This window comes from Paraburkholderia azotifigens (genome assembly GCF_007995085.1).
GTDB lineage: Bacteria > Pseudomonadota > Gammaproteobacteria > Burkholderiales > Burkholderiaceae > Paraburkholderia > Paraburkholderia azotifigens.
Genome location: NZ_VOQS01000001.1, coordinates 3,602,484 through 3,621,602 on the forward strand (window position 1 = coordinate 3,602,484; position 19,119 = coordinate 3,621,602).

At 64.4% G+C, this 19,119-nt stretch carries 19 protein-coding genes, 1 other RNA gene and 1 riboswitch; of the genes, 8 read left to right on the forward strand and 12 right to left on the reverse strand.

Going from position 1 to position 19,119, the window contains the following annotated elements; genetic code table 11:
• Positions 1–6: 6 nt before the first annotated feature.
• The gene (locus FRZ40_RS16240; protein ID WP_028371205.1) at positions 7–333 is read right to left on the reverse strand and encodes a c-type cytochrome; all 327 of its coding nucleotides are present in this window, start codon (positions 331–333) and stop codon (positions 7–9) included.
• Positions 334–493: 160 nt separating this feature from the next.
• Positions 494–2,167, reverse strand: coding sequence for a dihydroxy-acid dehydratase (ilvD, locus tag FRZ40_RS16245; protein ID WP_028371206.1), 1,674 nt, complete (start codon positions 2,165–2,167; stop codon positions 494–496).
• A 159-nt stretch (positions 2,168–2,326) separates the two neighbouring features.
• On the opposite strand from ilvD, the gene FRZ40_RS16250 reads away from it, so the two are divergent.
• Together FRZ40_RS16250 and lgt are read left to right on the forward strand one after the other, a co-directional pair.
• Entirely contained in the window at positions 2,327–3,280 is a 954-nt protein-coding gene (locus FRZ40_RS16250; protein WP_028371207.1) for a LysR family transcriptional regulator, read from the forward strand.
• 70 nt (positions 3,281–3,350) lie between these two features.
• Complete coding sequence (gene lgt / locus FRZ40_RS16255; protein WP_028371208.1) at positions 3,351–4,256, forward strand: prolipoprotein diacylglyceryl transferase; 906 nt, start codon at positions 3,351–3,353, stop codon at positions 4,254–4,256.
• 718 nt (positions 4,257–4,974) lie between these two features.
• On the opposite strand, the gene FRZ40_RS16260 is transcribed toward lgt, so the two are convergent.
• From FRZ40_RS16260 to FRZ40_RS16285, 6 genes are all read right to left on the reverse strand, one after another.
• Positions 4,975–6,114: an IS481 family transposase gene (locus tag FRZ40_RS16260; protein ID WP_147234817.1), complete on the reverse strand. Its 1,140-nt coding sequence runs from the start codon at positions 6,112–6,114 to the stop codon at positions 4,975–4,977.
• A gap of 249 nt (positions 6,115–6,363) precedes the next feature.
• On the reverse strand, positions 6,364–7,086 hold the full coding sequence (locus FRZ40_RS16265; protein ID WP_028369347.1) for an SIMPL domain-containing protein: 723 nt from the start codon (positions 7,084–7,086) through the stop codon (positions 6,364–6,366).
• A 184-nt stretch (positions 7,087–7,270) separates the two neighbouring features.
• Positions 7,271–7,741, reverse strand: a complete 471-nt coding sequence (locus FRZ40_RS16270; protein WP_147234703.1) for an EVE domain-containing protein — start codon at positions 7,739–7,741, stop codon at positions 7,271–7,273.
• Positions 7,742–7,880: 139 nt separating this feature from the next.
• Positions 7,881–8,062: non-coding RNA, 6S RNA (ssrS, locus tag FRZ40_RS16275), on the reverse strand.
• Between the two features lie 64 nt (positions 8,063–8,126).
• Positions 8,127–8,441: a cell division protein ZapA gene (locus FRZ40_RS16280; protein ID WP_028369345.1), complete on the reverse strand. Its 315-nt coding sequence runs from the start codon at positions 8,439–8,441 to the stop codon at positions 8,127–8,129.
• Positions 8,438–8,800: a hypothetical protein gene (locus FRZ40_RS16285; RefSeq protein ID WP_028369344.1), complete on the reverse strand. Its 363-nt coding sequence runs from the start codon at positions 8,798–8,800 to the stop codon at positions 8,438–8,440. Before FRZ40_RS16285 ends, FRZ40_RS16280 begins: the two co-directional genes overlap by 4 nt.
• Before the next feature lie 232 nt (positions 8,801–9,032).
• Positions 9,033–9,293, forward strand: a riboswitch (cobalamin riboswitch).
• 63 nt (positions 9,294–9,356) lie between these two features.
• On the opposite strand from FRZ40_RS16285, the gene FRZ40_RS16290 reads away from it, so the two are divergent.
• The 6 genes from FRZ40_RS16290 to cobC all read left to right on the forward strand — a co-directional run bounded on the left by FRZ40_RS16290 (position 9,357) and on the right by cobC (position 15,705).
• Positions 9,357–11,333 carry a TonB-dependent receptor domain-containing protein gene (locus tag FRZ40_RS16290; RefSeq protein ID WP_147234704.1) on the forward strand — a complete coding sequence of 659 codons (1,977 nt, stop codon included), beginning with the start codon at positions 9,357–9,359 and terminating at the stop codon, positions 11,331–11,333.
• A 6-nt stretch (positions 11,334–11,339) separates the two neighbouring features.
• A complete protein-coding gene (locus FRZ40_RS16295; RefSeq protein WP_147234705.1) occupies positions 11,340–12,389 on the forward strand; it encodes a FecCD family ABC transporter permease in 1,050 nt (349 codons plus the stop codon).
• Entirely contained in the window at positions 12,386–13,216 is an 831-nt protein-coding gene (locus FRZ40_RS16300) for an ABC transporter ATP-binding protein (protein ID WP_147234706.1), read from the forward strand. Before FRZ40_RS16295 ends, FRZ40_RS16300 begins: the two co-directional genes overlap by 4 nt.
• A gap of 26 nt (positions 13,217–13,242) precedes the next feature.
• Positions 13,243–14,295, forward strand: a complete 1,053-nt coding sequence (gene cobT / locus FRZ40_RS16305) for a nicotinate-nucleotide--dimethylbenzimidazole phosphoribosyltransferase (RefSeq protein ID WP_147234848.1) — start codon at positions 13,243–13,245, stop codon at positions 14,293–14,295.
• 76 nt (positions 14,296–14,371) lie between these two features.
• Positions 14,372–15,130: an adenosylcobinamide-GDP ribazoletransferase gene (locus FRZ40_RS16310; protein WP_193566990.1), complete on the forward strand. Its 759-nt coding sequence runs from the start codon at positions 14,372–14,374 to the stop codon at positions 15,128–15,130.
• Positions 15,115–15,705: an alpha-ribazole phosphatase gene (cobC, locus tag FRZ40_RS16315; RefSeq protein ID WP_147234707.1), complete on the forward strand. Its 591-nt coding sequence runs from the start codon at positions 15,115–15,117 to the stop codon at positions 15,703–15,705. Before FRZ40_RS16310 ends, cobC begins: the two co-directional genes overlap by 16 nt.
• Before the next feature lie 4 nt (positions 15,706–15,709).
• Here the strand turns inward: cobC and FRZ40_RS16320 are convergent, their stop codons facing one another.
• The 4 genes from FRZ40_RS16320 to cobU are packed head-to-tail and all read right to left on the reverse strand — an operon-like array spanning position 15,710 to position 19,119.
• Positions 15,710–16,621, reverse strand: a complete 912-nt coding sequence (locus FRZ40_RS16320; protein WP_147234708.1) for a cobalamin-binding protein — start codon at positions 16,619–16,621, stop codon at positions 15,710–15,712.
• A gap of 6 nt (positions 16,622–16,627) precedes the next feature.
• A complete protein-coding gene (gene cobD, locus FRZ40_RS16325; RefSeq protein WP_147234709.1) occupies positions 16,628–17,629 on the reverse strand; it encodes a threonine-phosphate decarboxylase CobD in 1,002 nt (333 codons plus the stop codon).
• A gap of 3 nt (positions 17,630–17,632) precedes the next feature.
• Positions 17,633–18,574, reverse strand: a complete 942-nt coding sequence (gene cbiB, locus FRZ40_RS16330; RefSeq protein WP_147234710.1) for an adenosylcobinamide-phosphate synthase CbiB — start codon at positions 18,572–18,574, stop codon at positions 17,633–17,635.
• Positions 18,571–19,119: a bifunctional adenosylcobinamide kinase/adenosylcobinamide-phosphate guanylyltransferase gene (gene cobU / locus FRZ40_RS16335; RefSeq protein WP_147234711.1), complete on the reverse strand. Its 549-nt coding sequence runs from the start codon at positions 19,117–19,119 to the stop codon at positions 18,571–18,573. Before cobU ends, cbiB begins: the two co-directional genes overlap by 4 nt.

Sequence of the window (19,119 nt, forward strand, 5' to 3'; positions counted from 1 at the left end):
GCGGGCTTATTTGAGCGTGAGAATCCAGCTTGCCAGCGAAGTGGCTTCCTCCGGGGTGAGCTGCGTATTCGCGGGCATCGGCACGGGGCCCCAGACACCTGCGCTGCCTTCGAGAATCTTGCGTTCGAGGTAATGAACGGCGTCGCTGCGCGACGCATAGCGGGCGGCGACATCGTGCAGCGACGGTCCCATGAATTGCCGCGTCACCGAATGGCAACTCATGCAGTTCTGCTTTTGTGCAAGCGCAAGCCCTTGAGCCGGTTCCGCGCGCGCCGCGTCGGTGAATGCCAAAGTGCCTGCCAGCACGAATGCCGCATACGACTTCGATTTCATTGTGGTCTCCGCCGGTGACTGTGGCCGGCTCGTGGTGGACGCATTATAAGAGCAAAGGGGCATACGGCGATCCGTGTGCCCCTTTGTCAATCGAAGCGTTTGCCTGGCGAGCAGCGATGCTGCAGCGCGTCAGCGGCGGCGTGCATCGCGCGCCCGTCGCTCAGCCCGTGACGGCGCCTTTGTTCGCGGGCTTCGCGAGCGCCGCGAACTTGGCCAGCACGCCGCGCGTATAGCGCGGCGCGGGCTGTTTCCATGCCGCACGGCGGCGCTGCAGTTCGGCGTCGTCGACGTTCAGTTGCAGCAGGAGCTTGTGTGCGTCAATCGTGATCGAATCGCCTTCGTGCACGAGCGCAATCGTGCCGCCGACGAACGCTTCCGGCGCGACGTGACCCACCACCATGCCCCACGTGCCACCGGAGAAGCGGCCGTCCGTGATGAGGCCGACGGATTCCCCCAGCCCCTTGCCGATGATCGCCGAGGTCGGCGCGAGCATTTCCGGCATGCCCGGTCCGCCTTGCGGGCCGAGATAGCGCAGCACCACTACGTCGCCTGCCTTGATCTTGTCGGCGAGGATTGCTTCCATCGCGCTTTGCTCGTCGTCGAAGACGCGCGCCGGGCCGGTGATGACGGGGTTCTTCAGGCCGGTGATCTTCGCGACCGCGCCGTCTTCCGCCAGGTTGCCCTTGAGGATCGCCAGATGGCCTTCGCTGTAGAGCGCCTTGTCGAGCGGATAGATCACCTTCTGGTCCGCGCGCGGTTTGGCCGGCACGTCCTTCAGTTCCTCGGCGATCGTCTTGCCTGTGATCGTCATGCAGTCGCCATGGAGCAGACCCGCGTCGAGCAACAGCTTCAACACCTGCGGGATGCCGCCCGCCTTGTGCAGGTCGGTCGCGACGTACTTGCCCGACGGCTTCAGGTCGCAGATGACGGGCACTTTCTTGCGCATGCGCTCGAAGTCTTCGATGCTCCAGTCGACTTCCGCCGCGTGCGCAATGGCCAGATAGTGCAGCACGGCGTTGGTCGAACCGCCCGTCGCCATGATCAGCGCGACGGCATTTTCGATCGACTTCTTCGTGATGATGTCGCGCGGCTTGAGATCCTGCTTGACGGCTTCGACCAGCACGCGCGCCGATTCGGCTGCGGATTCGACTTTCTCCTGATCGGGGTTCGCCATCGTCGACGAATACATCAGCGACATGCCGAGCGCCTCGAACGAAGAACTCATCGTGTTGGCCGTGTACATGCCGCCGCACGAGCCCGTGGTCGGGCAGGCGTTCTGTTCCACCCCTTCGAAATCTTCCTGCGACATCCGGCCCGCCGTGAACTCGCCCACCGCCTCGAACGACGACACGATGGTCAGGTCGGTGCCTTTCCAGTTGCCCGGCTTGATGGTGCCGCCATACACGTAGATGCCGGGGACGTTCATGCGCGCGAGGCCGATCATGCCGCCCGGCATGTTCTTGTCGCAGCCGCCGATCACGACGACGCCGTCCATCCACTGGCCCTGCACGCAGGTCTCGATACAGTCGGCGATCACTTCGCGCGACACGAGCGAGTACTTCATGCCTTCCGTGCCCATCGACATGCCGTCCGAAATGGTCGGCGTGCCGAAGGTCTGCGGATTCGCATCGCTGCGCTTGACGGCTTCGACGGCGGCGTCCGCGAGGCGCTGCAGGCCCGCGTTGCAGGGCGTGATGGTCGAGTGGCCGTTGGCGATGCCGATCATCGGCTTGTCGAAGTCCGCCTTCTGGTAGCCGAGCGCGTAATACATCGAGCGGTTCGGCGAACGGGCGACGCCTTGCGTGATGTTCTTCGAACGACGGTTGTACGGCATGGGGAGCTCCATCCAGTTGTTTTGTCGGGCGCCGCCGTGCTCTTGGGTTCCGGCGCAGTTCTTTAGTCTAGGTCGGGCGGCGCGTGGGACAAGAATGGAGTGTGTGCAAACGAATGTCCAATATATTATTCGCGGTCAATTAGGTCGTAAAATGTATTAATGACCTTGCCTTCCATGCCCGATCTTCGCCAGCTGCGCTACTTCGTCACCGTCGCCGAAGAGAAGCACTTCGGACGCGCCGCGGCGCGGCTGTCGATGACGCAGCCCCCGCTGTCGCAGGCCATTCGCGCGCTGGAAGACACGCTTGGCGTCGAACTGTTCGCGCGCACGAAGCGCTCGGTCGAGCTGACATCCGTCGGCGCGGATCTGCTGCCGGAGGTGCGGCGGTTGCTCGCGGGCGCGGAAGGGTTGCGGCCGCTCGCGCAGAGTCTTGCGCGCGGCGAGGCGGGCGTGCTGTCGCTGGCCTTCGTGTCGACGGCGGATTACGGCCTGCTGCCGCCGCTGTTGCGGGAGTTCGGCACGCGTCATCCGCGCGTGCGGCTTGAACTGCTCGAAGCGACCAGCGACGTGCAGATCGACGAACTGGTGGCGGGGCGCATCGACGCGGGCCTCGTGATCGGCCCGCTGCCGCCGCGCTACGCGTCGCAGCTTTCGTGGCTGCCGCTCGCGCGCGAGCCGCTGGTGATTGCGATGTCGACGGAGATGGCGGCGCGGGTCGAAAGCAACGAGCATGCTGCCGAGGAATGGCGCGACGCGCCCTTGAGCCTGAGACAGGCGGGCGATGCGCCGCTCGTCGTCTTTCCACGGCGTCTCGCCCCAGGCTTTTATGACATCATTATGGATTGCTACGGCGCGGCCGGCCTTACGCCGCGTGTCGGCCAGGAAGCGATCCAGATGCAGACGATCGTAAGCCTGGTGTCGGCGGGCATGGGCGTCGCACTGGTGCCGCAATCGCTGCGTAACCTGCGGCGCACGGGCGTGGTGTATCGTCCGTTGCGCGAGGCGGTGCCCGCTGTCGTCACGGGGCTCGTGTGGCGCACGGCGGAAGTGAGTCCCGTCCTGGCGGGTTTCATCGACATCGTGCACGCGCATGCCGGCATGCTCGCCGGCTAGCGAACGCTTTGCCGTTGCACGCGTCCAATGCGCTTGAGTTTCAGATTTTCCGAACCCCTATAACGATACGATGCACATCCACCCGAATTTCGATCCCGTCGCCATCCATCTGGGGCCGCTCGCCGTCCGCTGGTACGGCCTGATGTACCTGGTCGCCTTCGTCATGGCGATCGTCGTAGGGAGGCTGCGGCTGCGTTTGCCGCATGTCGCCGCGCAAGGCTGGACCCCGAAGGACATCGACGACATGCTGTTCTACGGCGTGCTCGGCACGATCCTTGGCGGCCGTCTGGGCTACGTGCTGTTCTACAAGGCGAGCTGGTACTTTGCACATCCACTCGATGTCTTCAAGGTCTGGGAAGGCGGCATGTCGTTTCACGGCGGCTTTCTCGGCGTGACGCTCGCGATGATCCTGTTCGCGTGGCAGCGCAAACGCACTTGGCTGCAGGTGACGGACTTTGTCGCGCCGATGGTGCCGACGGGTCTCGCGGCGGGACGTCTTGGCAACTTCATCAACGGCGAGTTGTGGGGTCGCGTGACGTCGCCCGATGCGCCTTGGGCGATGCTGTTCCCGGGCGCCGCGAACGAAGACGCGGGCTGGCTCGCCGCGCATCCGGCGCAGGCGGCGCAATGGCATCTCGCCGATGTGTTCGCGCAATATCACATGCTGCCGCGGCATCCGTCGCAGTTGTATGAGATTGCCCTTGAGGGTGTAGTGCTGTTTCTTGTGTTGTGGTTCTTTTCGCGCAAGCCGCGGCCGGTTGGGGCTGCATCCGCTGTCTTTCTGATTGGCTATGGGCTGGCGCGGTTTACCGTCGAGTTTGCTCGTGAGCCGGATGATTTTCTTGGGTTGCTCGCGCTTGGGTTGTCGATGGGGCAGTGGCTTTCGTTGCCGATGATCATCGTCGGTGTTTTGATGCTGGTGTGGGCGTATCGGCGTAAGGGGCGCGAGGCTGCCCAGGCGGTCAGCGCGAGTTAGCCGCTTTTTGTTTGCGACGTAGTCGCCATTGTTTGGTTTTGGTTTTTGGTTTTGCTGGCGTGCGGCGTCTTTGTGTCTACGCTGGCATCCGCGTTTTTGTATCGGTGCTTCGGGCGTTGCCCCTGTGCGGGGCGGCACTTACTTTCTTTGCCGCCGCAAAGAAAGTAAGCAAAGAAAGCGGGCTAACACCGCCAGTCCTTGTGGCTGCCTGCGGGCCCCCCACCGGTCCCGCACTCCACACGGCATCGCACTGTCTCACGCACGTTGCCAGCGTACTAACTCACGCCTCACCCACTTCACCTTCCCGCGTCACGTTTCGCTTTACCAGAAAGTCCCCGGCCGCCCAGGTGGCAAACTGTGTGTAGGCCGTCGCGATCGAAGTGCACCACTCCGGACTGAAAAGCGGGATCGGTGTCGTAGAAGCGCCAACGCGTAAGGTGCGACACCCTACACACAGTTTGCCACCTGGGCGGCGCGGACGGTTCGCTGCCGCTGGTTGCGCTACGGGTGACTGGAGTGGGTGAGGCGCCTGTTTAGCGCGCTGGCAACGAGCAACAAATAGCGTGTTGCCGTGTGGAGTGCGGGACCGGTGGGGGCCGCAGGCAGGAAGAGAAACTGGCGGTGTGAGCGGCTTTCTTTTGCCTACTTTTCTTTGCCGCTGTGTACAGACTGGAGACATGGTTGACACATGTACGGGGACATCGTTGACACCTGATGGTCAGGGTTTGGGTGCCTTCAGGTCAAGTCTTGCGACCCGCTGATGGGCGAACCACAGCTCGATCACCCCGTCTTCGTTCTCGCTCGGACGGGCTGCCACCTGCAGCCCCTTGAGCGCGATTGAGAGCTTCAGTCTTTGACCACGCAGGCGCACCACGCCGCTTGCATTGACCCGCAAGACTTCATCACGGGAGTCGTAGTCGGGCTCAGGCAGCCGGTCGGGCATCGTGCGCAGGCTGCACGCATAGCGTGTGATGGGCGTGGCCATCCCCAGTGCCTCGTGCGGACGTTCGACGTTGTACACATGCCGCCAGCGATCCAGTGCCTGCTGCATGTGCTCGTGCGTGCTGAAGGCCTGCCGGTCCAGCACTTCGGCCTTCAAGGTGCGGTGAAACCGTTCGTCCTTGCCATTGGTCTGCGGATGGTACGGCCGGCTGTAGCTCACCTGGATGCCCAGCCGGATCAGCCAGACCGCGAGCTCGGTGAGTTGCCCCGGCGCGCTGGGCGAGCCCCACGGCGCACCGTTGTCGGTATTGATGCGCGCAGGCAGCCCGTAGCAGCGGAACGCGCGCTCAAGCGCGGCCTGCACGACCTGCGTGGTGGTGCGCGAGCAGGCGCTCAGTACGATGTTATAGCGCGAGTGATCGTCGATAACCGTCAGCGGCATGCAGCGCCCGCACGTCAGAGTCTGGACGTCGCCCTTGAAGTCCATCTGCCACAGCAGATTCGGATGCTCGTGCTCGAAGCGCTGCCAGTGCTGGCGCTGGCGCGACGCCTGCTCGTCGATGAGCCCGTGGCGCCGCAGGATCTCGGTGATCGTGGCGGGCGCGGGCACCTCTGTCTTGCCCAGATCCCTCAGGCGCCGTTCGATCTTGCGTCCGCCCCAGCCATGCACGCGGCGCAGTTCCAGCACCTGCGCTTCGATGTGTTCGGGTGAGCGCAGGGGGCTGTGGTGCGGGCGGCGGGAACGGTCGGCCAACCCGCCGGCGCCTTCGGTCCTGTGGCGACCGAGCCACTTGTAACCAGTCTGGCGGCTGATCCGGTAGCGCCGGCACAGTTCGCTGAATGAAAGAGCCTGTGTGGCGGCCAGGCTGACGAATTCTTCGCGGAGATTCATGGTGTTTTTTACTTCCCAGGGCATAGTCGGAATTCGAGCGTTTGATTGCCCGAAAGTGTCAACCATGTCCCTGTACACCTGTCAGCTATGTCTCCAGTCTGTACACCGCTGCAAAGAAAAGTAGGTGCCGCCCCGCACAGGGGCAACGCCCGAAGCACTGATACGAAATCGCGGATGCGACCCACGAAAACGCGGATGCGATCCACGAAATCGAGGATGCCAGCGAAAGCAGCAAAAAAGACCAGAATGGCGACTGCGTCGCAGACAAAAAAATCACTTCATCTGCACAGACCCAGAAACATTAACGGTCACCGTGGAGGTGCCACCTTCGACGGGCACGGGCGCGGCTGCTTTCGCGCTCACATCCGACCGCATGCTCATCATCATCACAGGCCGCGGCGACACGCCGCCACTATGCCCGACGTTCACCTCGCGGATCGTATATCCGCTATACCCAAAGGCCTGCGCAGCCGAACCAGCCTGCTGCTTGAACGATGCAATCGCCTGACCCGTCAGTTTCTGCTCGGCGGCGCGCTGCGCTTCCGGCGACAGCGAGAACTGCACATTGCCAACCTGCATGATCGACGATAGTTGTCCCGCAAGCTTCGACGCCGCCGCGAAGTCGTGCGACTCCAGCACGATCTCCGTGCGGCCGCGCCATGCAGAGATGCGCCCGTCGCGATCCGTCGACGGATAGATCGAGAACGAACCCGTGCGCGCCGTCACGCCGCTCACGCCCTTGGCCTTTTGCAGCGCCTGGTCCGCATGCTGGTTCAACGTGCCCGTCAACGACGACGGATCGCTCGCTTCCTGTTCGTAGAACAGCGTGATATCGACGACGTCCTGCGGCACTTCGGCGCTCGCCTGCGCGTTCAGCGACAGCACGCCAGCCGGTTGATACTGCTGCACAACGGTTTGCGCGTTGGCCACAGTGGACATGAACGCGAGCGCGAGCGGCGCCGCGAGCGCCCACACGAGCGCGGTTTTCTTTGTCATTGTTCGACTCCTTCATTGAGCAGGTTGTGCATGCATGCATCATCGCAGCACACGTTGCCGGCCCGGTTGCCCGGCACGCGTGGCATGACGCTTGCGAGGCGATTAGGCGCCTGAAAGGGTCGTCTGGTTCCCCGAGTTTCTCTTCGAATGTCGTTTCAAACGGATTGACGCGCGCTTCACGCGCTCATGCCGCGCGCTTCGCAAGCTGCTTCGTGATGAACGCCCATTCGGCTTCCGTGACGGGCGTGATCGACAGACGGTTGCCCTTTGCGAGCACGCGCATGTCGGAGAGTTCGGGATGCTCGCGCAACTCCGCCAGCGGGATCAGATTGATCTTCTTCTTGAACACCACATCGACAAGCGTCCAGCGCGGCGTTTCCTGCGTCGACTTCCCATCGTAGTACGGACTCTTCGGATCGAACTGGGTCGGGTCGGGGTAGGGCGTCGACGATACCTCGGCGATGCCCGCAATACCCGGCTCCGGGCAGCTCGAGTGATAGAACAGCACGCCGTCGCCGATCTTCATGATGTCGCGCATGAAGTTGCGCGCCTGATAGTTACGAACGCCCGTCCATGGCAGCGTGCGCTGCGGCGCGTTCGCGAGGTCGTCGATGCTTGCTTCGTCCGGTTCGGACTTCATCAGCCAGTAGCGCATGAGTCGGATTGAACGTGAAGAGAGAAAAGTGTTCGTCGAACAGTATCGGCCAAATGATCAGCGGCTCGCCACGCAATACATTGAACGAACAGGACAGGCAAAGAAAAACGGCATCGGACAAAGTCCGATGCCGTTCGTATGGGTCCCCGCCTTAGCCGCTAGGCCGGCATCCTGAACCTGAGGTTCAGAATTGGTCGCAGTTAGCAGCACTTCGGGTACATCAGACTGAGTGACGCGCACGCCCGTGCTACAAATTTCCGCAACCGTGCATATAGCATTGGTTCAAGGAATATATGACCTTGGCGAACCAGGCAGGGAAGCTGAAAAACGTTTGCTCTACAACATGGACCTGATCGCAACACAATCAAGCCCATCAGAATTCTTTTTACTGGACGCTGTACTGCTGAATCACAGTGCCCAGCTGCTCATTCATCTGGTGCATTGTACGCCGGATTTCTTCGGCGGGAAATGATTCTCCGTGTCGCACGCTGGCTTGCAGCCTAAGCAGTTCCGATGCCAGCGACAGGGCTGCCATCACTGCGATACGATCCTGGCCGCGCACGTTGCTATTGGTGCGGATCCGGTTCATCTCGGCATCGACACGCGCCACCGCTTCGAGCAGCGCCGCTTCCGTTTCCGGCGAACAGGCGAGACGATAGGGCTGGCCGAGAATCGACACTTCGATCTGCTTCGTGGTCATGCGTTTTCTCCGTGGCGGGTCGCGTCGTTGTTCGCGTCGTGATTGGCCTGCGCCTGCTGTTCGGGCGCGAGGAGATCGAGTTGATTATCGGCTTCGTGAGCGCGAGCGCGCGGCAGTTTCTCGAGGATGGCGTTGAGGCGCACCTGAGCGTCGTCGATTTTCGCGGACAACGCGTCGCGCTCCGCCTGCAATGCGTTGCGTTCTTCGCGGGTCTGTTCGAGTTCTGCGCGGGTGGTTTCGCACTCGGCGCGCGCTTGCGCGAGCTGTTCTTCGAGCGCGATGCGCGCTTCGTTATAGCGCTGGCTGATCTCGATCAGCCGGCCGATGTTCTGTGACAGTGTTTCGAGTTCGGTGAGCATGTGCTGCGTCCTCTAAAGACATGGCATTCTAGCGCGGAATGTCGCACGCTCGGGCATTTGTCTCGTTTCGAGACGTAACAGTAGCGCTTCAGCGCGGCATTATCCAGTGTGTTGCCCGAATGCGCGACCGCGATTCACGCATTTTTACCCTTTAAAAAGGGGCTTTTTTAACAGTCGACCGTCGGCGATGCGGACGTTGATCCGCGTTTCTTGACGCGTCTGTTCGCCACTTCTACACTTGCGGCACTCTGGTGCCCGCGCGCGGTATCGCGCCGCGCGCAGTTAAACGGGAAGCAGGGAGCGAAGTCCGCCCGGACGAGCCAACCTGCGCTGTCCTCGCAACGGTACAACGACTGCAGTTCCTGCAAGTCGATCCATGCACGCATCGAACCGGCCCCGGCCGATGCCGTGCGACACGCCACTGCGCGCGCTGCGTGGGAAGGCGGATCGGCCAGTCGTCAGCCCGGATACCGGCCGGAGGCAGGAAGCAAGGCGCTTCCTGACAGGCATCGGCCCACGAGGAGCGGGCCGCGCACAGGCCCACAGGACTCATTCGATGCTGACCCCGCTGTTCGTCCATCCGGCGTTTTCTCGTCCGGTATTTTCGCGTCCGCATGCGCCGCTCGCTGCGCTCGCCATCATGGCCTTTGCGTGTATCCCGCTCGCGGCTCGCGCGCAGACGGACGACACTGCGAACCCATCCGCCACATCTGCGGATCCATCCGACAATGCGGCGCATCGTCCGCAGGCGGCCGTGTCCTCTGCAAAAGATGCGGCGCTGCTGTCGCCCATCGTCGTGACGGCGGACCGCCGCGCGCAGCGTCTTGCCGACGCGATTGCGCAGACCACGCTCTTCGATGCGCAGGACATCGCCGATACGACAGCACGCGACCTGCCCGGCCTGCTGCAGTTCGCGCCCGGCGCGCAGATCGTGCGCAACGGTGGCCCGGGTTCGACGTCGAGTCTCTTTCTGCGCGGCGCATCGTCGACGCAATCACTCGTGCTGATCGACGGCGTGCGTGTCGACTCCGTCAGTCAGGGCAACGCGCAGCTCGAACAGATTCCCCTCGACCAGATCGACCACGTCGAAGTGGTGAACGGCAATGTGTCGGCGTTATACGGGTCGGGTGCGATTGGCGGCGTGGTGCAGGTGTTCACGAAGGACGGCGGCGATCATCCGCCGCGTTTTCACTTCGACGTCGAATACGGCAGCTATCACACGCAGCGCCAGGCGGCGGGCATCGACGGCGCGCTCGACAAGGACGGCAGAACGACCTTCAGCTTCGAGGTTGCGCGCGCGAAGACGGACGGCTTCTCGTCGATCGACCCCGCGCTCGCGCCCGTCAATCCCAACGCGAACGGCTACTTCAACGAGAGCGTGAGCGCGTCGCTGCGACACAAGCTCAACGACCGATGGGACATCGGCCTGCGCTATTTCCAGTCGAACGGCAACGACAGGTTCGACAATCCGTTCGGCCTGCCCACCGATCTCAACAACCTGCACAGCAAGGTTCAGACGGCATCGTCGTTCGCGAACGGCAAGCTGACGGAGTGGTGGACCACGCGCTTCGTCGTCGCGACGGGCAACGATCGCAGCAACACGTCGCTCAATGGCGACTACCTGTACCGCTACGATTCCGACAACCGCCAGTACACGTGGCAGAACGATTTCACGTTTGCGCGCGACCATAAGCTGCAACTCGGCTACGAGCATCTCGACCAGACGCTCGACTCGAACCAGTACAGCGCGCCCGAGCGTCACGTGAACTCCGTGTTCGCGGGCTACACGGGGCGCTTCGGCAACAGCCAGATCCAGGCGAACCTGCGGCGCGACCAGTACTCGGATTTCGGCGGAGCCAACAGTTACTATCTGGGCTATGGCTACGACTTGAGCGAGCACTGGAAGGTGACTGCAAGCTGGTCCGATGCGTTTCGCGCACCGAGCTTCAACGATCTGTACTACCCGTATAGCGGCAATCCGCTGATCCAGCCGGAGCACAGCCATTCCGTCGAAGCGGCGCTGCAGTACGCATCGGATGCGCTCGGCCTGTTGAAGCTCACTGCGTTCCAGACGCGCTATACGAACCTGATCGACTATGTGCAGACCACGCCGGGCATCTATGTCGCGGAGAACGTCGGGCATGCGAAAGTGCAGGGTATCGAGGGGTCGTGGCAAGGCCATGTCGGCAGGACGGATGTGCGCGCGGCCGTGACGTTCCAGAATCCCGTCGATGAAGACACGCATGCCGATCTGAACCGGCGCGCGCGTCACTTCGCGTCGTTCGCGGCGAACCGCAACATCGGCAGCTGGCGGGTGGGCGGCGAATGGCTCGTGAGCGGCGAGCGCGACGATAGCGGCACGGCGCTCGGCGGCTATGGCATCGTGAATCTGTCCGCGCGCTACAACATCACGAAGGCCTGGTACGTGGCCGCGCAAATCCAGAATCTCTTCGACAAGGACTATGAACTCGCCTACACGTACAACACGCCGCGACGCGGCGCGTACATCACGCTTGGCTGGCAGCAGCAATAACGGCCGATGAACGGCGTCGTGCAACGTCGGCCAGTGCGTCTCGCGCGCGGCATGAGTGCGAAGCGCGCGCTCGCCATCTGGGCTGCGCTCGCGCTGGTCGCGCTCGCCGTGTTCATCGCGTCGCTCGCGTTGGGCAGCGTGAGCGTCGCGCCGCTGCATGTGCTCGACGCATTGCTGCCGTCGCGTGACGGGTCGTTCGATCTCGCCGCGCAGATCGTCCGCACGCTGCGCCTGCCGCGCGCGCTCGCAGGCTTCGGCTGCGGCGCGTTGCTCGCACTCGCGGGTGCCTTGCTGCAGGTGCTGTTGCGCAATCCGCTGGCTGAGCCGTATGTGCTCGGCGTGTCGGGCGGCGCGGCGAGCTTCGCGCTCGTCGCGATGATCGCAGGCTGCGCGTGGTGGCTCGTCGACGCGTCGGCGTTCGCGGGTGCATTCGTGTCGATCCTGCTCGTGCTCGGCCTTGCGCGCGGCGCGCTGTGGCGCGGCGAGCCGCAGGATGCATCGCCGCGGCTTCTGTTGACGGGCGCCGTGATCGCGGCGGGGTGGGGCGCCATCATCACGTTGCTGCTGACGGTCGCGCCCGAGAGCCGCTTGCGCGGCATGCTGTTCTGGCTGACGGGCGACCTGAACGGCGGCGGCATGCCGTGGCTCGCGCTCGGCGCGCTGTGCGTGGCTTTGATCGCGATCGTGCCCGTCGCGCCGCAACTCAACGTGCTGCTGCGCGGCGACGCCACGGCGCAGGCGCTCGGCGTGCACGTGACGCGCGTGCGGCTGCGCGTCTATCTCGTCGCATCGCTCGCAACGGCGGCGGCCGTGACGACGGGCGGGACGATCGGCTTCGTCGGACTCGTGGTGCCGCACATGCTGCGTCTCGCGTTCGGCAACGATCAACGGATGCTGCTTCCCGCTGCGGCACTCGGCGGCGGCGTGGCCGTCATGGGCGCCGATCTGATCGCGCGTACCGTGATCGCGCCTGCGCAGCTGCCCGTCGGCGTGATCACGGCATTGATCGGCGTGCCTGTGTTCCTGTGGATGCTGCTGCGAAGGAGGCACGCTTGAACACCCGTGTTTCCGCCGCCGCCACGCTGCACGCTGATCAGCTCACGCTGCAGGCGGGCTCCCGCACACTGCTTGACGACTTCACGCATACGTTCTATCCGGGCGAACTCTGGTGCATCGCGGGGCCGAACGGCGCGGGCAAGACGACGCTCATTTCGACGCTGGCCGGCCTGCTGCGTCCAGCGAAAGGACACATCGAACTCGACGGCAGGCGCGTGAGCGAATGGCCGCTTGCGCGCCTCGCGCAGCGCCGCGCATTGATGCCGCAAGCGTCGCACGATGCGTTCAGCGCGAGCGTGCTAGACGTCGTGCTGCTGAACCGCTTTCCGCATCTGAACGGCTGGGGCTGGGAGCGCGACGAAGACCGCACAGCCGCGCATGCTGCGCTCGATACGCTCGGTCTTGCGGACTTCGCTGCACGCGATGTGCTGTCGCTGTCGGGCGGCGAGCGGCAGCGCGTCGCGCTCGCGGCGGCGCTGTGTCAGGACGCGCCGCTGCTGTTGCTCGACGAGCCGCTCGCCCATCTGGATCTGCATCATCAGATCGATTGCCTCGAAGCATTGAGCGCATGGACGCGCGGCGCCGGGCGTACAGTGATGTTCTCGTGCCACGATCTGAATCTCGCGCGGCGTTTCGCGACGCACGCGCTGCTGCTCGAAGGCAACGGCGTTGCGCATGCGGGACGCGCGCGCGACGTGCTGACGCCTGAACTCGCCAGCCGCGCATTCGGCTATCCGCTCGTGCTGATCCGCGACGGCGACGACGAAGCGCTGATGCCCGCGTTGCGCCCTTTATTGCGCCCCTACGCTCGAAACGAACCCGCATGAACCGAACTCATCACGCCAGTACAAACATGACCACTTCGTATTCCCTGCCGCATGTCGAGCCGCTTGAACAGTCGCTGCGCGCCGACCTGCAACGGATCATCGATCTGAAGACCAAGCCGCCCGGCAGCCTCGGCCAGCTCGAAACGCTCGCGCGCCAGATGGGCATGATCCAGCGCACGACGCAGCCGTCCATCACGCGTCCCGCGATGATCGTCTTCGCCGCCGATCACGGCATCGCGAACGCAGGCGTGAGTCCTTATCCGCAAGCAGTGACGGCGCAGATGGTGCTCAACTTTCTTGCGGGCGGCGCAGCGATCAATGCGTTCAGCCGCGTCGCTGGCCTGGAACTCGAAGTGGTGAATGCGGGCGTCGCGCACGCGTTCGAGCCGCACGAGCGGCTCGTCGATATCCCGCTCGGCAAGGGCACGCGCAACTTCGCGCAAGAGCCTGCGATGACGCGCGACGAAGCGCTCGCCGCGATGCGCGCGGGCGCCGAACGCGTGCGGCATCACGCGGCGCTCGGCACCAATGTGATCGGCTTCGGTGAGATGGGCATCGCGAATACGTCGTCGGCCGCGTGCCTGATGAGCCGCCTGTGTGGCGTGCCCATCGACGATTGCGTCGGGCGCGGCACGGGTCTCGACAACGCGGGGCTCGTAAAGAAGCGCAACGTGCTGGCTGCGGCGCTCGCATTTCATCCGGCGTCGAACGATCCACTCGATGTGCTCGCAACCTTCGGCGGCTTCGAGATTGCGATGATGGCGGGCGCGTATCTCGCGGCGGCGCAAGCGCACATGACGATCGTCGTCGACGGTTTCATCGCGACCTCCGCGCTGCTGGTGGCCGACGCGTTCGCGCCCGCCGTGCGCGACTACTGCGTGTTCGCGCATGCATCGAACGAGGCGGGCCACCGGCGCATGCTCGATTACTTCGGCGCGGTGCCGCTGCTCGCACTCGATCTGCGTCTCGGCGAAGGCACGGGCGCAGCGCTTGCTATGCCGCTGCTGCGCGCCGCCGTCGCGTTCATCAACGAGATGGCGAGCTTCGAATCGGCAGGCATCGCGCAGCGCGATGCGTGATGCTTCGATGATGCTTCGGGCATGCATCAAAACAGGCGTTTGACCGTGGTAGAACAGCGTAGACAAGATGCGGTGAATGACAGCGATGAATGAACTGCGTTATTTCTTCACGGCGCTCGGCTACTTCACGCGTGTGCCCGTGCCGCGCTGGGTCGGCTACGAACCGCATTATCTGAATGCCGCGGCGCGTTACTTCCCATTGGTCGGCGCATTGGTCGGCGCAGCCGGCGCAATCGTATATATGGCCGCGTTGCGCATCTTTCCGGCGGGCGTCGCCGTGCTGCTGTCGATGGCGACGACGCTGCTCATCACGGGCGCGTTTCACGAAGACGGTCTTGCCGATTGCGTCGATGCGTTCGGCGGAGCCTATACGCGCGAGGATACGCTGCGCATCATGCATGACTCGCGCATCGGCGCGTTCGGCGCGATTGCACTCGTGATCGCGCTTGCGCTGAAGTGGCAGACGCTCGCCGCATTGCCGCCGATGCGCGCCGCGTGGCTGATGATCGCGGCGCACGCGGCAAGCCGAACCTGCGCGATCAGCTATCTTGTCACGCTCGATTACGTGCGCGCCGAAGGCAAGGCGAAGCCCGTCGCGCAACGCATGTCACGCAATGCGTTCGGCTGCGCTATCGTTCTGGGTATACCGTGGCTCTTATGGCCGCAATGGCGCGCCGGTTGCGTCGCGCTGCTCGTGCTGATCGCGTTGCGCTTCATGCTGGGCCGCTATTTCGTCAGACGCATCGGCGGCTATACGGGTGACTGTCTTGGCTTTGCGCAGCAGATTTTCGAACTGGCCATCTATCTGGTGGGACTCGCATGGATATCGTTCTGATCCGTCACCCGGCTGTCTCCGTCGATGAAGGCATCTGCTACGGGCACAGCGACGTGGCGCTCGCCGATGCGCCCGAAACGTCGGCGGCCGCGCTCGCCGTGCGTCTTGCCACCTTGCAGGTGCCCGCGCCGCGCGTGCTGCTGTCGAGTCCGCTCACACGCTGCGCCAGCGTCGCGGCGGCACTGGCGGCGAACTTCGGTTGCGCCTTCAGCACCGACGACAGTCTGAAGGAAATGCACTTCGGCACGTGGGAGTTGCAGCGCTGGGACGGTATCGATCGCGCATTGCTCGATGCATGGGCCGAAGATTTCACAGGCGCGCGCTCGCATGGGGGCGAAAGCGTCGAACAGTTCGTGACGCGCGTGCGCGCGTGGTTCGACGTGTTCCAGCAGACACGCGAGTTGACGCCCGCGTATATCGTCACGCACGCGGGCGTGATGCGCGTGATCGCGGCGACGGTGCTCGGCTTGCCTGTGGAGCGCTGTCTGAAATGGTCGATCGATATGTCGGGTTGCGTCTGGTTGCGCCGGGACGATACGAGCCAGGAATGGTCGATCGTGCGCTGGAACGCCTGAAGTGTTAGTGGCCTGCGCGGCGTGAGCGTGCCGTATCGAGGTCTTCGCACAGTTGCGCGGCGCCTTGCGCGATACGCGGCGCAGGACGGTTGATCAGATCGCCGTCGATCGCAAACAGGTTGTTGCGCGCGACGGCCGTCATTGCGGGCCACGCCTTCCATTTATCGAGCGATGGCAGCGGGCGGTCGGGTTGCGTGGCGCCGGGCGCAGCCGTAACGATGGCTTCGGGATTCGCGGCCAGCACCGCTTCCGTCGATACCGTCGGCACCAGCGGTTCGAGCTTCGCAAACACATTGCGTCCGCCGCACAGCGCGATCACATCGCTGATCATGTGCTCGCCGTTGAGCGTCATCAGCGGCTCGTCCCATACCTGATAGAACACGCTGACCACGGATTGCTTCGCGTAACGTTCGCGCAGCCCGTTGATCTGCCGGCGAAAGCTGCGTGCCGCCGCGTCGGCGGAAGACGGTGTGCCGAGCAACGCGCCGAGCTTCGTCAGCGACACGGCGATATCGTCGAGACGATGCGGCTCGCTGAAATACAGCGGGATATGCAGTTCGCGCAACCGGTCGGTCTGCCGCTGCGCATTGCCATGCCGCCACACGACGATCAGATCGGGCTTCAACGCGGCGATGCGTTCGAGATCGAGCGCCTTGTTGTCGCCGACGCGCGGCAGCTGTTTCGCTGCGGGCGGATAGTCGCTGTACGTGACAGCGCCGACGAGCCTCGCGCCGCCGCCTGCCGCGTAGATCATCTCCGTCACGTGCGGCGCGAGGCTGATCACGCGCTGCGCGGGTTGCGCAAGGGTGACCTGCGCGCCCGTGTCGTCGGTGACCGTGATCGCCGCATGAACGTGCGATGTGAGGGCGAGCACGCATGACGTGGCAAGCGCGCGAAGTGATCGGCGGAGTCGCATGTGTCGTTAGAGCGTCGTCATTGCGTGATGCAGCGCGGCTTCGAGGCGAGTCCATTCGCTGTCCGTCGCGGGCAGGCCGAAGCGCACGCTGGCAGGGCTGGCGAAGAAGCGTGTCCACACGCCTTGCGTGGCAAGCGCGTGATGCAGTTGCGCAGCGCGCGTGTCGGCGATCCATGCGAACAGCGGCGTCGAATGAACCGTGAAGCGATGCGTGCCCAGAAGCGCAACGAGCCGCGCGCTTTCGCGCTTGAGTTGCGTGCGCATGCTCTCTTGCCAGGCTGCGTCGGCGAAGGCTGCGCTGACAGCGTGACGCGCGGGCCCGCTCACGGTCCATGCCCCGAGCGCTTGATCGAGCGCTTCGAGCAGCCGTGGAGAGGCCAGCACGCATCCCGCGCGCGCGCCGGCGAGGCCGAAGAACTTGCCCGGCGAACGCAGCACGACGAGCCCTTCGCGATGCGTGTGCGCGGCGATCGATTGCGACGGCAGCGCGTCGGCGAAGGCTTCATCGACGATCAACGTGCCGCCGCGCTGGCTCAGCGTCGCGTGCCATTGCAGCAGTGTCGAAGCGTCCAGATGTTCGGCAGTCGGGTTGTTCGGATTGACGACGACGGCATGTGTGATGTCATCGGGCAGGTTCGTGCACGTGACGTCGAGCGTCGTCACGCGATGCCCGGCACGCTCAAATGCGGGCGCGTATTCGCCATAGGTCAGCCGTGCGATGCCGACCGTGCCGCGCGAGAGCAACAGCGGCAACGCGCGGATCGCCGCCTGGCTTCCCGCAACGGGCAGCACGTGCGACGCATCCCGCGCGCCGTAATAGCGCGCTGCACGCTCCGCGAAACCGTCGCCGCTGTCGGGCAGACGGCGCCACGCATCGGCGGGAACGGGGGGCACGGGATAGCCGTGCGGATTGATGCCCGTCGACAGATCGAGCCACGCGTCGTACGGAATGCCGTAGCGGCGTGCCGCTTCATGCAGGTTGCCGCCGTGCTGGATGGTCTGTGTCATCGGTTAGCTCTGAAACGGCACGCTCAACAGCGCGAGCGCGATCAACACGGCGAGCCACAGAATCACGGTACGCTCGACCAGGATCAGCGCCGCCTCGACATGTCGCGCGCTGGCCGTGTGACCCGCGCCGAGCACGGGACGCTGTTCTATCTGGCCGTGATAGACGGCCGCGCCGCCGAGCAGCACGTTGAGGCTGCCTGCGCCGGAGGCCATCACGGGCCCCGCGTTCGGACTGTCCCAGCGCGGCGCCTGTTCGCGCCAGCATTGCAGCGCGGTGCGCGTATCGCCGAGCAGCGCGTAGCCGAGCGCCGTCAGGCGCGCGGGGACAAAGTTGAGCACGTCGTCGAAACGCGCGGCCGCCCAGCCAAATCGCAGATAGCGCGGCGTGCGGTAACCCCACATCGCATCGAGCGTATTCGCGAGACGAAACGCCAGCGCGCCCGGTCCGCCGAAAATCGCGAACCAGAACAGCGCGCCGAAGATCGCATCGTTGCCGTTCTCCAATGCCGATTCGACGGCGGCGCGCGACAGCCCGCCTTCATCGGCATGCGAGGTTTCACGCGACACGATGCGCGCCGTCAACACGCGCGCCTGCGCGAGATCGCGCTTCGCGAGCGCGCGGCCGATGGGTGCGATGTGATCGTGCAGACTGCGCGCGCCGAGCGCGAAGTACAGCAGCGCGACATGCAGCACGCACGCCCAGATGAACGGCAGCGCGAGCGCGAGCCATGTCGCGATCAGAACAGGCGGCGCGACGGCGAGCAGCCAGGCGAGTATCCCGAACAGCCGCCCGCGCCGCCCGGTGTTCAGCATGATTTCGATCTTCGCCGCGAGCTTGCCGAAGCCGACGAGGGGATGTGCGCGCTGCGGCTCGCCTAGCCATCCGTCGACAGCCACGGATGCGGTCGCCAGTGTCGCGACGAGCGGCAGCGACAGCAGCATCATGCGCGGCTCATCTGTTTGAGTTGCAGCGGCAGGCCCGCCACCATCATCGTGGCTTGCGTGCTGATGGCCGCGATGCGCTGGTTGAGTCGTCCCAGTTCGTCGACGTACAGACGCGTCGCTGCGCCGAGCGGCACCACGCCGAGACCGATCTCGTTGCTGACGACGATGATTTTCGAACGCGCTTGCGTGAGCGCCGCTTCGAGCGCGGCGAAACGGTCGGGATAATCGGGCAGCGGCGGCGAGCCGTCGGCAGGACAGAGCAGATTGGCGAGCCACAGCGTCAGGCAGTCGATCAGGATGCAATGCCCGGGTTTGTCGAGCGACGCGACGGCGTGCGGCAGATCGAGCGGCGCTTCGAACAGTGCCCAGTGCGCGGGTCGCCGCTCACGATGACGCGCAACGCGCGCAGCGAATTCATCGTCGCCGATGCGTGCGGTCGCGATATAGGTCACGGGCCATGTGCTCGCGCTCGCGAGCTGTTCGGCATGCAGGCTCTTGCCCGAGCGTGCGCCGCCGAGAACGAAGGTGAGGTCGCGGGAAATCAT

What these genes read in the sequence shown, in the direction of transcription:
- FRZ40_RS16240 (WP_028371205.1), bottom strand. Translation starts at nt 333, where the DNA reads ATGAAATCGAAGTCGTATGCGGCATTCGTGCTGGCAGGCACTTTGGCA.
- ilvD (WP_028371206.1), bottom strand. Translation starts at nt 2,167, where the DNA reads ATGCCGTACAACCGTCGTTCGAAGAACATCACGCAAGGCGTCGCCCGT.
- FRZ40_RS16250 (WP_028371207.1), top strand. Translation starts at nt 2,327, where the DNA reads ATGACCTTGCCTTCCATGCCCGATCTTCGCCAGCTGCGCTACTTCGTC.
- lgt (WP_028371208.1), top strand. Translation starts at nt 3,351, where the DNA reads ATGCACATCCACCCGAATTTCGATCCCGTCGCCATCCATCTGGGGCCG.
- FRZ40_RS16260 (WP_147234817.1), bottom strand. Translation starts at nt 6,114, where the DNA reads ATGCCCTGGGAAGTAAAAAACACCATGAATCTCCGCGAAGAATTCGTC.
- FRZ40_RS16265 (WP_028369347.1), bottom strand. Translation starts at nt 7,086, where the DNA reads ATGACAAAGAAAACCGCGCTCGTGTGGGCGCTCGCGGCGCCGCTCGCG.
- FRZ40_RS16270 (WP_147234703.1), bottom strand. Translation starts at nt 7,741, where the DNA reads ATGCGCTACTGGCTGATGAAGTCCGAACCGGACGAAGCAAGCATCGAC.
- FRZ40_RS16280 (WP_028369345.1), bottom strand. Translation starts at nt 8,441, where the DNA reads ATGACCACGAAGCAGATCGAAGTGTCGATTCTCGGCCAGCCCTATCGT.
- FRZ40_RS16285 (WP_028369344.1), bottom strand. Translation starts at nt 8,800, where the DNA reads ATGCTCACCGAACTCGAAACACTGTCACAGAACATCGGCCGGCTGATC.
- FRZ40_RS16290 (WP_147234704.1), top strand. Translation starts at nt 9,357, where the DNA reads ATGCTGACCCCGCTGTTCGTCCATCCGGCGTTTTCTCGTCCGGTATTT.
- FRZ40_RS16295 (WP_147234705.1), top strand. Translation starts at nt 11,340, where the DNA reads ATGAACGGCGTCGTGCAACGTCGGCCAGTGCGTCTCGCGCGCGGCATG.
- cobT (WP_147234848.1), top strand. Translation starts at nt 13,243, where the DNA reads ATGACCACTTCGTATTCCCTGCCGCATGTCGAGCCGCTTGAACAGTCG.
- FRZ40_RS16310 (WP_193566990.1), top strand. Translation starts at nt 14,372, where the DNA reads ATGACAGCGATGAATGAACTGCGTTATTTCTTCACGGCGCTCGGCTAC.
- cobC (WP_147234707.1), top strand. Translation starts at nt 15,115, where the DNA reads ATGGATATCGTTCTGATCCGTCACCCGGCTGTCTCCGTCGATGAAGGC.
- FRZ40_RS16320 (WP_147234708.1), bottom strand. Translation starts at nt 16,621, where the DNA reads ATGCGACTCCGCCGATCACTTCGCGCGCTTGCCACGTCATGCGTGCTC.
- cobD (WP_147234709.1), bottom strand. Translation starts at nt 17,629, where the DNA reads ATGACACAGACCATCCAGCACGGCGGCAACCTGCATGAAGCGGCACGC.
- cbiB (WP_147234710.1), bottom strand. Translation starts at nt 18,574, where the DNA reads ATGATGCTGCTGTCGCTGCCGCTCGTCGCGACACTGGCGACCGCATCC.
- cobU (WP_147234711.1), bottom strand. Translation starts at nt 19,119, where the DNA reads ATGATTTCCCGCGACCTCACCTTCGTTCTCGGCGGCGCACGCTCGGGC.